At 64.3% G+C, this 13,651-nt stretch carries 7 protein-coding genes; 6 read left to right on the top strand and 1 reads right to left on the bottom strand.

The annotated features are described in order from the left end of the window. Window positions 1–12 precede the first annotated feature (12 nt). A complete protein-coding gene (locus tag Atep_RS04270) occupies window positions 13–948 on the top strand; it encodes a LysR substrate-binding domain-containing protein (protein WP_213380424.1) in 936 nt (311 codons plus the stop codon). Between the two features lie 97 nt (window positions 949–1,045). Then, on the top strand, window positions 1,046–2,611 hold the full coding sequence (locus Atep_RS04265; RefSeq protein WP_213380423.1) for an OpgD/OpgG family glucan biosynthesis protein: 1,566 nt from the start codon (window positions 1,046–1,048) through the stop codon (window positions 2,609–2,611). Between the two features lie 53 nt (window positions 2,612–2,664). Here Atep_RS04265 and Atep_RS04260 read toward each other — a convergent pair whose 3' ends face one another. Beyond that, window positions 2,665–6,516, bottom strand: coding sequence for a DUF3683 domain-containing protein (locus tag Atep_RS04260; RefSeq protein ID WP_213380422.1), 3,852 nt, complete (start codon window positions 6,514–6,516; stop codon window positions 2,665–2,667). Window positions 6,517–6,804: 288 nt separating this feature from the next. Between Atep_RS04260 and Atep_RS04255 the strand changes: the two genes are divergently transcribed. The 4 genes from Atep_RS04255 to Atep_RS04240 all read left to right on the top strand — a co-directional run bounded on the left by Atep_RS04255 (window position 6,805) and on the right by Atep_RS04240 (window position 13,604). Then, a complete protein-coding gene (locus Atep_RS04255; protein WP_213380421.1) occupies window positions 6,805–7,083 on the top strand; it encodes a helix-turn-helix domain-containing protein in 279 nt (92 codons plus the stop codon). Then, window positions 7,073–8,392, top strand: a complete 1,320-nt coding sequence (locus tag Atep_RS04250) for a HipA domain-containing protein (RefSeq protein ID WP_213380420.1) — start codon at window positions 7,073–7,075, stop codon at window positions 8,390–8,392. The genes Atep_RS04255 and Atep_RS04250 overlap by 11 nt, the downstream gene beginning before the upstream one ends. Window positions 8,393–8,773: 381 nt before the next feature. Further along, window positions 8,774–9,760: a hypothetical protein gene (locus tag Atep_RS04245; RefSeq protein WP_213380419.1), complete on the top strand. Its 987-nt coding sequence runs from the start codon at window positions 8,774–8,776 to the stop codon at window positions 9,758–9,760. Continuing rightward, window positions 9,753–13,604: a helicase C-terminal domain-containing protein gene (locus Atep_RS04240; RefSeq protein WP_213380418.1), complete on the top strand. Its 3,852-nt coding sequence runs from the start codon at window positions 9,753–9,755 to the stop codon at window positions 13,602–13,604. The genes Atep_RS04245 and Atep_RS04240 overlap by 8 nt, the downstream gene beginning before the upstream one ends. Window positions 13,605–13,651: the final 47 nt, after the last annotated feature.

The following is a 13,651-nucleotide window of genomic DNA, read 5'->3' as shown; positions in this document are numbered from 1 at the left end:
TATCATGCGCGCGTGAATCTACGCGACCTCAAATACATCCTCGCCGTCGCCGAGACGCGCCATTTCGGGCGCGCCGCCGAGCGCTGTTTCGTCAGCCAGCCGACCCTGAGCGGTCAGATCAAGAAGCTGGAGGACGAACTCGACGTGGTCATCTTCGAGCGCACCAACCGCTCGGTCGAGATCACCCCGGTCGGCGCGGCCATCCTCGCCCATGCGCGGCTGGCGCTCGAACAGGTCGAGGCCATCGAGCAGGTCGCGCGCGCGCATCAGGATCCCATGGCCGGACCACTGCGCATCGGGGCCATCCCGACGCTCAGCCCCTATCTGATGCCGCTGATCCTGATGCCGCTCAAGCAGAGCTATCCCCAGCTCAGGCTGGTGCTCTCCGAGGAGATCACAGATCTGCTGCTCGGTCGGCTCGCGCGCCACGAGATCGACGCCGCGCTCCTGGCCACGTCCGTCGACGAGAACGAATTCGAGAGCCTGCCGCTGTTCGAGGAACCCTTCTGGCTGGCCCATCCGGTCAACCACCCGTTCGACGCCCATCCCGAGATCACAGCCCGGGATCTGGAACGCATCGAACTGCTGCTGCTGGCCGACGGCCACTGTCTGACCCATCAGGTGATGGAGGTCTGCCGTCTGAGCGAGCGTCCGCTACGGGGCGAGATGGCCGACCTGCGCGCCTCCAGCCTGGAGACGTTGCTGCAACTGGTGCGCGCCGGCTTCGGCTGCACGCTCATTCCGGCGCTGGCGATACGCGGCGGCTGGATGAGCGACAGCGGGATCGTCACCCGCCCGCTGGCCGCCCTGCCCGATGCCTATCGGCGCATCTCACTGGTCTTCCGCAAGAGCTTCCCGCGCCGCCAGGCACTGGAAGCCTTTGCCGCCGTCGTCCGCGACCATCTGCCGAACACGGTCAAACCGCTGTCGCCCACGCATCCGGTCTAGCGATCCAGGACGCGAGTCGCTCGATCACTTGCGGTCGACCGGATTCCGGCTCGACAATCGCCTCCCCATCATCCATCGACAGCCGGAAACCTGCGGCATGCTGACCCGAAGAGAACTGCTCCAAACACTGTTGGCCCTGGCCGGAACCTGGGCCGCTCTTCCATCGACCTCGCGTGCGGTGCCCACGGGCACGTCCGCGGTTCCCTTCAGTTACGACTGGCTGCGTAGCGAGGCGCGCCGACTGGCCGGCAAACCCTATGTCGCGCCCTCCGAGAACCTGCCGGCCTGGGTCAAGGAACTCGACTGGGATGCCTATCAATCGATCCGCTTCGACCCGCAGCATGCCCTGTGGCGCGCCGAAGGGTTGCCCTTCCAGGCGCAATTCTTCCATCTCGGGCTGTATTTCAAGCACGCCGTCCAGATCCATGAAGTCGTCGACGGCCTGGCCTATCCGATCCGCTACTCGGCGGAGCTGTTCGACTATGGCGAGCGGGTCGGCCGGCCCGAGCGACTCGAAGACATCGGATTCGCCGGTTTCCGCGTGCATGTCGGACCGGATTTCGAGCGCGACATGTTTTCGTTCCTCGGCGCCAGTTATTTCCGCGCCGTCGGCGGCACCAAGCAGTACGGGCTATCGGCACGCGGTCTGGCCATCGACACCGGTCTGGCGCGCCCCGAGGAGTTCCCCGAGTTCCGCCGGTTCTGGCTGGAACGGCCCGCTCCCGAGTCCACGGGCGTCACGGTCTATGCCCTGCTCGACAGCCCGAGCGTGGCCGGCGCCTATCGTTTCCGGATCACTCCGGGCGAGATGACGCTCATGGACGTCGACGCGGAGCTCTATCCGCGTCGAACCGTCGAGCGGCTCGGGATCGCGCCCCTGACCTCGATGTATCAGTACGGCGAGAACGATCGACGGGTCTCGGACGACTTTCGCGGCGAGATCCACGACTCCGATGGACTGTCGATCAACACCGGCTCGGGTGAATGGATTTGGCGCCCGCTGGTCAACTCGCCGGTCCTGCGGGTCAATTCCTTCCTCGACCGTAGCCCCAGAGGCTTTGGTCTGCTGCAGCGCGATCGCCATTTCGACCACTATCTCGACGACGGCGCCTGGTACGACCGGCGGCCATCGGTCTGGGTCGAGCCGGTCGGAGACTGGGGCGATGGTGCGGTACAACTGGTCGAGATCCCCACCGCCGACGAGACCTTCGACAACATCGTCGCCTTCTGGAACCCGAATCAGGGATTCGTGCCCGGACAGGAACGACGCTTCAGCTACCGTCTCCACTGGGGCTCCCGGACGCCGATGCCCGATCCGGTGGCGGCCGTGATCTCCACCCGTATCGGCGCCGGCGGCATCGTCGGCCAGAAGAACCGCCCGCCCTCGCGCAAGTTCGTTATCGACTTCGAGGGCGGTCGGCTCGACGGGCTGGCGGCCAAGGCGTCGGTGACACCGGTCATCACCGCCTCGCGTGGTCAACTCAGCGATCAGGCCGCGCGTCCGCTCATTGGCACCAAGGCCTGGCGCTGTTCGTTCGATCTACTGAGCGAGGGCGACGAGCCGGTGGATCTGCGCTGTTACCTGCGCGATGACGAGGGCGGCGCGCTGACGGAGACCTGGCTCTATCAATGGACTCCGGCCGGCGCGCGCGGTGCTTGCTGACCGGACCGGTTGCCGACTCGAACCACGGATGCGGGTGTTGCGTCCGGCCTGGACTACAGCAACACTCGCTCGATCCCGCCCGCCCGAACCTGCTCGATGAAGCGCTCGCGCCAGCCGGCGCCCAACAGCCGCTCGGCCAGCTCGACCACGATATAGTCGGTCTTGAGTCCGGTATCGTCCTGATATTTGCCGAGTCCCTGCTGACAGGCCGGACAGGCTGTGAGCAGCTTGACCGCGCCGTCCGCGACCCGGTCGCGGCCGATCAGGGCCTGGATGCCGGCGGTCAGCTCCTCCTGCTTGCGGAAGCGCACCTGATTGGCGATGTCGGGCCGCGCGGCGCCGAGCGTGCCGGCCTCGCCGCAACAGCGATCCGAGAGCCGTACCGGCCGGCCCATCAGACTGGCGGCGACCTTGAGCGGCGCATGGGTCTTCATCGGGGTGTGGCAGGGGTCGTGATAGAGATACTGCACGCCCGTCGTTCCCTCCAGGGCGACGCCCCGCTCCATCAGCCACTCATGGATGTCGAGCAGGCGGCAGCCGGGGAAGATGCGCTCGAACTCGTATTTGAGCAACTGATCCATGCAGGTGCCGCAGGAGACGACCACGGTGTTGATATCCAGATAGTTCAGGGTGTTGGCCACGCGGTGGAACAGCACCCGATTCTCCATGGTGATCCGGCGTCCGCGTTCTTCCAGTCCTGAAGCACTCTGCGGATAGCCGCAGCACAGATACCCCGGCGGCAGCACGGTCTGCACGCCCTGCTCCCAGAGCATGGCGAGCGTGGCCAGTCCGATGTCGGAATAGAGCCGTTCCGAGCCGCAGCCGGGGAAGTAGAAGACGGCCTCGGCTTCGTCGGCGACGCGCGGGTCGCGCAGGATCGGCACCTGGGTGCGATCCTCCAGTTCCAGCACATCGCGGAAGGTCCGCTTGGGCAGGGGCACATGCACCGAGCGTCCGACCAGCTCGACCATCTGGCCGACCGGCGACGGCCGGCCGGTGGTCGAGCCGGGTTGAGCGATGCGCTTCCCGGTCAGCCCCAGCGTCCTGGCCAGCCGATGGGCCTGATTCATGGCCGCAAAACCCCATTCGGCCAGACCCAGGCGCATCAGACGAATCGCGCGCGGATCGGTGCGGTTGAGGAACTGCATCGCCGCCCAGGCGCCCGGACTGAAACGCTTCTGGCCGCGCTCGACCAGGATGCGGCGCAGGCGCGTGGTCACTTCGCCGAAGTCGATGTTGACCGGGCATGGGGTCAGACACTTGTGACAGACGGTGCAGTGGTCCGCAATGTCGTTCATCTCCTCGAAGTGACGTAGCGACAGACCGCGCCGGGTCTGCTCCTCGTAGAGGAAGGCTTCGATGATGAGTCCGGTGCCGAGAATCTTGTTGCGCGGCGAATAGAGCAGATTGGCGCGCGGGACATGGGTCATGCACTTGGGCTTGCACTTGCCGCAGCGCAGACAGTGCTTGACGTCGTCGTTGAGCGCGCCGAGTTCGGTCTCTTCCAGGATGATGGCTTCCTGCTGCACCAGCCGTAGCGAGGGCGTATAGGCGCCGTCCAGACCCGAGCCGGGCATCAGCTTGCCGCGATTGAACACCGCCTTGGGATCGATGCGTCGTTTGTAGGCGACGAAGGCGTCGAGTTTCTCCTGTTCGAGGAACTGGAGCTTGGTCAGACCGATGCCGTGCTCGCCCGAGATGACGCCGCCGAGTCCGGTCGCCAGTTCCATGATGCGCGCCACCACCCGATCGGCCTCGTGCAGCATGGCGTAATCGGACGAGTGCACCGGGATGTTGGTGTGGACGTTGCCGTCGCCGGCGTGCATGTGCAGGGCGACGAACAGACGCGAATCGCGCACCTGACGATGGATCTCGCGCAGACGCTCGCGCACCCGCGCCGGCTCCTGGCCGGAGAAGATCTCGTTCAGACGATCGGCAACCTCGGCGCGGATCGACTGGCGCAGATCGCGGCGCAGCATCATGGCCGCGAGCGTGTCGCCTTCGCGCATCCGTGACCGGGCGGCCTCGTCGAGCAGATCCAGGTTGTCGGCGGCGGGCTGGTCCAGACGCTCCAGGATGGTCTGCCAGCGCGTCCGAACGCGCCGGATCGACTCATGCGCCGCCGCTCGCTTGGCCTCCAGGATGGCGCGCGCCTCGTCCGAGCCTTCGTAGTCGCCGGCCACCCGCGCCTCGGGCATCTCCGAGTCCAGATAGTCGAGGATCGCCGCCAGGATGGCGTCCTTGTTCTTGATCGACTGCTCGATGTTGATGCGCTCGATGCCCCGGCTGTAGTCGGCGAGCCGGTCGAGCGGGATGACCACGTCCTCGTTGACCTTGAAGGCGTTGGTGTGGCGGGAGATGGCCGCCGTGCGCGCACGGTCGAGCCAGAAACGCTTGCGCGCCTCGGGACTGACGGCGATGAAGCCCTCCCCATCGCGCCCACGGGCGATGGCGACCACCTGCTCGGCGGCAGCGCTGACGGACGCTTCGTCGTCGCTGACCAGATCGGCGATCAGCACCATCTTCGGCAGCTCGTGACGCGCGGCCTTGGTTGCATAGCCGACGGCGCGCACATAGCGTTCATCGAGATGTTCGAGACCGGCCATCTGCACATCCGGCAGCGACTCGATCAGATCCTTGATCTCGACGATCGCCGGCACCGCCAGATCCAGATCCGTGCCGAAGAACTCCAGGCAGACGGTGCGCACCTGCTCCGGCATCCGGTGCAGCACGAAGCGCGCCGAGGTGATGATGCCGTCGCAGCCCTCTTTCTGCACGCCGGGCAGACCGGAGAGGAACTTGTCGGTCACGTCCTTGCCGAGTCCGACCTTGCGGAAGCTCGACCCCGGCATCTCCAGGATCTCGGGTTCGCCGCGCGGCGTTTTGCCGTCCGGGGCGAAGCGCGACAGGCGGAAGCGCACCCGCTCCTGATCGTGGATACGGCCCAGGTTGTGATCCAGCCGCTCGATCTCCAGCCACTCGGCCTCGGGCGTGACCATGCGCCAGGAGGCCAGATTGTCGAGCGCCGTGCCCCAGAGCACGGCCTTCTTGCCGCCGGCGTTCATGGCGATGTTGCCGCCGATGCAGGAGGCGTCCTGCGAGGTCGGATCGACCGCGAACGCCAGCCCGTTAGCCTCGGCCAGATCCGAGACCCGGCGCGTGACCACGCCCGCGCCGCAGTGTGCCGTCGGCACCAGCCCGTCGACGCCCGGCAGCGCGACCCGCTCGACGCCCGAGAGCCGGTCGAGCTTCTCGGTATTGATGACGGCGGTCAGCGGATGCAGAGGCACCGCCGAGCCGGTATAGCCGGTGCCGCCGCCGCGCGGGATGAGCGTCAGCCCGCAATCGATACAGGCGCGCACGATGGGCGCGACCTCGGCCTCGGTATCGGGAGAGATGACCACGAACGGCAGCTCGACGCGCCAGTCGGTGGCGTCGGTCGCGTGCGAGACGCGGGCCAGACCGCCGAAGTCCAGATTGTCCGCGCGCGTGATCCCGGCGAGCGCCAGACGCAAGCGCTCACGCCGGTGCTTCTCCTGCTCGAACCAGTCGCCGAAACGTTTCACCGCCGTGCGCGCCGCCGCCAGCAGTTCGGCCGCGCGCCGGTTGTCGTTCAGACGCCGCTCGAACTGATCGAGCCGATGGTCGAGCGCCTGGAGCAGCAACCGCCGCCGCTTGAGGTTGTCGAGCAGATCGTCCTGCAAGTAGGGATTGCGGGTCACGACCCACATGTCGCCCAGCACCTCGAACAGCATTCGCGCCGAGCGCCCGGTGCGGCGTGTGCCGCGCAGTTCCTCGATCACGCGCCACATCGGCTCGCCCAGGAAGCGGATGACGATCTCGCGATCGGAGAAGGAGGTGTAGTTGTAGGGGATCTCGCGGAGACGGGCGGCGGACTCGGGCATATCGGCTGAACCAGGGCTTGGATTTTTGCAGTGCACAAATTTTACTGCAAATCCGTTGGGCATCGGCCATGGCATTTGGCAACCCGTCGAACAGCCGGGCGATCGCGCGGCTATACGGCTGTTCCCAGATCGGCATCGACAGATGTCGCTCAATTACGGCTAGACGACATCGCCCGCATCATGGCCGACTGCCGCCGGCAATGCGGACAGAATAATCCTGCTAAAGAAGGATTTACATTGTTCACGGCCCCTCGCTCAGCTATGATCCTAAGAAAAAAGGATCAATATATGCGCACCGTCAAGGCCACATCCCTCCCAGCGCCACTCATTACCCACCCGCAACAGCTCGGCGCCCTGGTGCGCGCGGTCCGCACGGCCTCGGGTCTCACGCTGGAAGAGACGGCGCTGAGCGTCAAGGTCGCCAAGCAGACCCTGCAAAATCTCGAAACCGGAACCGGCACGGTGTCGCTGGCACTGGCGTTCAAGGTGATGAACGGGTTGGGGATTCGCCTGACCTGGCAGGTGCCGCCGGACGCCGGCGGTCCCGGAGGCACGGATGCGGCTTGAGGTCTGGCTCGACCGGGAACGGGTCGGCACCCTGGCCTATGACGCCACGCACCACCGGTTTTCATTCGCCTATACCGCCGACTGGTGCGCCCGCCCGGCGGCCTATCCGCTGAGTCCGGCGCTCCCGCTCGTGCCGACCGAGTCGTCCGCCGACGAGCACAGCGCCCGCGTGCGCCGGTTCTTTGAGAACCTGCTGCCCGAGGGTCAGGCCCTGGACGAGGCGGCGCGCGCCAATCGCGTCTCCAAAGGCAATCTGGTTGGTCTGCTGATCGCGCTGGGGCGCGAAACGGCGGGCGCTCTGCGTTTGGTGCTCCCGGACAGTCCGGGTCGGGACCAGCCCCACAAACGCCTCCTGACGCCGGATGAACTCACCCAACGTCTCCGCCAGCGTCCGCACGTCCCCTTCACGGTCTGGGATGGCAAGGTGCGTTTGTCCATCGCCGGTTTCCAGGACAAGCTGGCAGTTTTGGTGGAGGGCGAGGACTGGTATCTGGTCGAAGGCCCGGACTTGGCGTCCACTCATATCCTCAAGCCTGATCCCGTCGATCTGCGTCTGGCCGGTCTGACGTCCAACGAGTTCTTTTGCATGCGGCTGGCGGCGGCCACAGGGCTGGACACTGCGCCGGTGGAACTGCATCACCTGCCGGAGCCGGTGTTGAGCGTGGCCCGCTTCGATCGCGACCGGGACGGGACGGCGGTGCGGCGGCGGCACGTCATCGACGGTTGCCAACTGCTCGATCTGGCCGGCAGTTACAAGTACGAACGCCCTTACGGCGACCATCCCCATGTGCGGGAGATCCGTGACGGGGCCTCGCTGGGACGGTTCTTCGCGGCGATCGCGGCCAGTCCGCAGCCGGCGAAAGCCAGGTTGCAGCTACTGCGCTGGCAGGTGTTTCAGGTGCTGCTGGGCAATGCCGATGCGCACGCCAAGAATCTGTCCTTTTTCATGACCGCTGCCGGTCCGGTGCAGGCCCCGGCCTATGACCTGACCTGTAGCGCGCTCTATCCGGCTCAGGTCAGCCAGACCTTCGCTATGGCGGTCGGGGATGCGTTCAGTACCGAGGAGCTGTCGGCCTATGAATGGGCGCAGTTTTGCGCCGCCACGGATACGCATCCGACGCAGGTGCGCAAGGAAATCGAGCGCAGCGTGCGGCTGATCCGCCGACAGCTGCCGGCGGTGCGTGCGGCGGCCATGGATGCTGGGGCGGCGGAGGCGGTCATCGAGTCGATCAGCACGATCGTGGAACAGCAGTGCCAGCGTCAGCTGGAGCTGGCCCCACAGATTCGCGAGATGATGGCCGTCGTTTGAACACCTTATGAGCTTTCTATGAGCTTCCACCGTGTTCGGGACAGGTTTATAGTAAAGCGCACAAACGTATATCCGCCTTGTGAACCTGGTCCGTTCGCTTGGTGAAGTGGCCCACCTGCCATGAAAGGAGCTGACCATGACGATATCCCACCTCCAGGGTGGCTCGCGTATTTCCGTGAGCGACCGTGCCCCGTCCATCGACCTCGCCAGGCTGGCGAAGCTGCTTGCGCACGCCATTCCCGCCGTTGCCGGCGCGGCTGAGGTCAAAGCACTCAAGCTCTTCTCCAAGGAAGAAACGCGCATTCGCGTCAATACCCGTGGAGTGATGTCACGGTTGCTGACGGACCCTGACTTCAGAACCTCCTTGATGCGCGTGATTCATTGCGCTGGAAGAACCGTGGCGCTCTGGCCGCGCTCCAGGCCGGACAACCGCTGTGCGTTCCGCATGAGGGGTCTTTGGACAGGGTCGCGGTCGTCAGCTATGTGACCCGCCCCTGTGACACTCATCCGAACTATCCGGATGCGGATGGTTACCTGTTCGTCAGCCGAACCTATTTCGCCGACAGCCGGGACGAGCAGACTACAGTCAGAGTGGGCCGGATGCTGTCGCGGTTCGTTGAAAGCCGCCAGGATTTCAGCCTCCCGCATCTCATCCTCGAAGAAATCGCCCGCCTGAAACAGCTCGGCTACCTTCACATCCTCCTGCTATCCCATCACTTCGGCAACTGCCGCATAGGACGCGCCGCCGAACGACACTCACCACATTCCAGGCTGCCGTTTCTCGACGAAGCGGCCAAGCGATTCCCGGACGTGCATCTTTACCCGCTGCGACGCGATGTCTTCGCGGCGACCCGTCTGCGCAAGCGCGACCTCCAGGAGAGCGCCTTTGAGGTACTGCGCTACGAGGCGCACCAGAACATGTACCGGGACGGCGCGACCGAGATCCTGCGCAGTCTGCTTCCGGTCTACACCTTCGCCACGCTGCATGTCGTCGATGAGGCCGGTAAGCCACAATCCGGCTTCTGCACCTATTTCTTCGACGCCGAGCATCGTCTGAGCGACTTCAATCTGCAGGAAGCGACACGCGCCAACATCCTGGGCACCGGCGAGGCCGAGGAGACACGGCGCTCGCTCATCAGCGTGCTGCGCGCCATTCACTTCATGGAGAGCGAGAAGCCATCGGAGAAAAACCGGCCGCTGTTGCCCGTACTCGACCCCTTCGCCTGGGCCACGCCGAACCGAACGGCCGCCGCCGGCGAGCTGGAGGTGTTGTCACGTCGCCGCAGAGGCAGCATCCTGCTGTCGATTCCGGCGCTGCTGGCGCATGTCACACGGGTGCTGCACCAAAAGGACTTGGACGATGAGTGATCTACCGTTCCAAAAGCAGGCTGAATTCTGGGGTCAGACCTACGAAGTGCTGGTCAAGCGCGGTGTGCTGGCCTGTCTGATCGAGCAAGGACTGGTCGATGCCGAGCATCCCCAGCTTGCGCCCTGGAAACGGCATCAGCTGCTCGACGTGACGAAAGCACTGAACCACTGCCTGGGCCTCATCGACGTAACCCTCCGCGACCGCGTCAAGGCCGCCGTGGAACATCTGGCCCTGACGGGCTATGGCACAGGTTACACCGCGACACGCGAATACCTGAGCCATCTTCGAACGGCCCGGAAGCGGTTGAAGCTAAGAGCGCTGTGGTGCCCGCTACTGCTTCCCGGCGACACGCAGGAACTGGAAAAACGTCAACGCCGGGATCGTGAGGCCTTCCACCGTGAATTCGCGCTCAAGGGTGTGCTTGACCCGCAGTTATCCGCCAAGGGGCAGCCGGCCAATGCCGACTTCGTGCTGTGGTTGTCGGCCGATCGCGAAAACTACTTGCTGGTTCAGGAGTACGCCTTCGATATGCCGCAGACGGTAGCGGACTTCACGGACCAGAACGCCCATCTGGAGGAACTGACGCGCCATCGTCGGCTCATCGACAGCCGGAGTGTCTTTGCCCGGATCACGGCCGAGGTGAACGGCGAATCGTTCGCGCTATCCGACGACATCAAGCCGCATCTCGTTGCGCTGATGCGCGGTAACAAGCCGTTTTACAAGCTGTGCCAAGGCTGTTCGTATGCCGCGAACACGGCGACCTGGTTGCGAAACGATGGGGTCTTGACGAATCCATGCAACGTTCGCGCTCTGGCCATCACACCGAATGGACTGGAAAGCCTCTCCGCCCGGTTTCTTGCCGACAATCCAGGCGACCCTCGACGCCGACTCATGGAGCAGATGGGGCTTGCGTATCGAAAAGCTCGCAAGCCGGCGGATGGCGACGAAGCGGGCCTGCGAGATCAGGTCGACCGCGTGTTCCGAAACATGCTGCAGCGACTTCCCGCAGGCTTGAAACATGGCCTGAAGGATCTGACACACGCCCCCGCGCCCGGCGAGAACTATCGCTTTGAGTTCGTCGAGACACTGGACAGCTTCGCCAACCCGGCGGACCACTACGAACTCTCCAAAGCATTGACCCTGGCGCCGGACTCGCCGGACCTGACACAGTTTTTCGGTCGGCCCGCCGCGCAGGCGCTGGGGCCGCTCCTCAAGGCGCGCGCACAAGACGGTCAGGTTACATTGCGCGACATCCATGCCGCCGCCATCGTGGCCGGCCTGGACCGTTCAAGACCGGGGCGCGTCAACGTAGTTGCCCTGGAGGGCAATCCAGGTATCGGTAAGACGACGGCCGTTCGGGAGTACCTCGAACACAAGTCCGAAGGCTATCTGTTCCTCTACGTCAGCCCGCGCGTCGTCATCAATCGCGAGGTGACGCAGAGCCTGGCGCGCCGAAACGACGAGCCGTCGGGAATCCTGACCATCACCACCAATGCCGCGCTCATTGCTTCGGCTCCAGGCTGGCACCGCGCCGAGGTGAAAGCCGGTCGCGCCACCAGGAAACACGTGGATGGTGCGGTCGTGGCAGACGGCGTGCCCGCGCTGGTCAAGCCGAACGGAGCCATTCTGGTCATCAGCCCCGAAGATGAACGGCGCATCGAGGCGGGTCACACCGGCTCCCGTTTCGGTAAAACCACCATTTCGGAGCATGAAGACATCGTCGATGAGCGTGCCAGGGCGGGCGTGCTGTCGAGTCTGGCCAAAACCACACGCGAGTTGCTGGCGTTGAACCCGGATCTGAACCGGGTCGTCATCACCGCCGCGCTTCAGGGCTTCCGCGAGAAGCCCGACGGCAAGACCACCATGGACGCGCTCTCCGGCCTCTTCGCGAGCAAGGCTGGAGACCCCGCCGGCGTCCGTGAACGTCGTGCATTGGCCGGTCGCCTCTCAAATATCGTCGTGATGGTCGACGAACTGGCCGGTGACGGTGCCGGCTCGCCCTTCGTACATGCCATCGCCTCATGGCTTCACGATGAATTCATCGGCTGCTTCGAGGATGAAGTCAGCCCCTTTACCGTCACCCTGGTCATATCGGATGCCTCTCTGGCAAATGAGGTCGTTCTCTCACGCTACCTCCAGGCGGGACAGTCGCACGCGCCCGATAAGATCCTGGTGTCGCAATCATCCGGCCGGCGTGCATTCGACATGGCCATTTCGCAATTGCCCATTGGAACGGGCGGCCCCAAATCGACGCTCCACGTCATGACCAACAGCTTTCCAGCCGACAGGCTTACCCTGGAATACCGGGTTCGGCTCACCTCCGTGACGCCGGAAGTGCGCAGCACGGGCGAGCTGGAAACCGTGCGTCAGGCGGTGCGCCGCGTGATGGGTGAGACCGTGCTGGAGGGTGCCAAACAAGAAATCCTGAAGGCGCTGAGAATGGGGTCGGCGCAAGTCATCTATTTTGCGCAGGACAAGAACTTCCTGGGCGACCTCGCCGCTGCACTGGCGGATGAAGATGAAATCGGGCCGGACAGGGTTGCCGTCCTGGACTCTTCCGTCCCGGGACACCAGCGCCAGCATCTGGTCAAACCGGCGATCCGTGACGAGAAGAAGGTATTCTTGATGACTTCCTCGGGGGCACGCGGCGTCTCCTTCCCGAAGACCGACTGCATCATCGCCGCCGTGCCGAGATTCAATATCGAGGCGGCACTGATGGAAATGGCGCAACTGATCTATCGAGGGCGTGGTCGCTATCAGGATGCGGAAGGAACCGAAGTTTGCGGCGACCGGGTGCCGCGTCGGTTGGTGATGTTGATCGATGACTACAGGGTCGAATCCAAGGAGACGCCGGCCCCGCTGCACTGGCTGCGACATTCCATCGACCTGCTAACCCTGTTGGTGATGCTGCGGGCGACCATTTTCACCCGCATCACGGGTGACGCCGGTCTGCGTCAGTCACTGGCGCTGGTTCCCGTGGGGCGAATCGGTCTGGAAGAACTCATCAGCCTCATGTCGCAGAGCGTGACGCAGTTCATCAAAGAGGCCGATGTGGCCTGGCGGCGCATCAAGGACGACGAGCAGATCCGATTGATCAAGAGCGCGCAATCCAACCTCATTGAGCTGTTCTCGCGCACCACACTGAAGGCGGCCACCTCCTGGGCGGCGGATCAGAGAACGATGGCGCGGTACGAGGAAGCGAAGCAACTGGCGGACTTGGCATCAGGCGCGTTGCGCCCGCTTCTGGTGTATGCATCCAAAGGTACCTCGATCCCCGAGCACCTGTTCGTCTCCGGACCCGTGTTTCTCGAAAACTGGGAGTGCTTCGACAAGATGGAGATCTTCAGCTTCGAGGGGCACACCACGGAGGTCAGCCTCACGGCGCGTCGGCTCATCAATCAGCTTCAGGCCATCGAGTCGGAGCGGACCTTTCCGCAGAGCCTGCGTCAGCCGGCTGCGAACCTGTTGCGTATCCTGCAGCGAGAAAAGGAAAACGCCGCTAACGAATTCAACACCCTCAAGGGCCTGAAATCGCCGAATACCTGGCTTGCCGTTCCGTCCGGATACATCCAGTTCATGGCCCGTGACCGCCGACTCGAGGGCAACGCTCCCTTCGATGTCAAAGAGCCTGAGTGTTGGCGGGATGCGCTCGCCCAGAGCCTGTCCGCGACCAGCGCCGTGATGCCGCCCATCCCACGCTATGCCGAGTATCCTTGGGCCGCTGCGGTGGGCAATGCGAACCCTTTGAAATTGGATACCGTCTTTGACGATCGGTATTTCATGGCATCGAACGAGATGAATTTACTGAACACACTTCTGTTGGCAGCGGTTCCAGACGAGTGAGTCCGCCTGAACACAAACACGGGTGCGGCTTTGGGAACACGACGAAC

Source organism: Allochromatium tepidum (assembly GCF_018409545.1).
GTDB classification, from domain to species: Bacteria; Pseudomonadota; Gammaproteobacteria; order Chromatiales; family Chromatiaceae; genus Thermochromatium; species Thermochromatium tepidum_A.
This window is presented reverse-complemented; position numbering and strand designations above follow the sequence as displayed.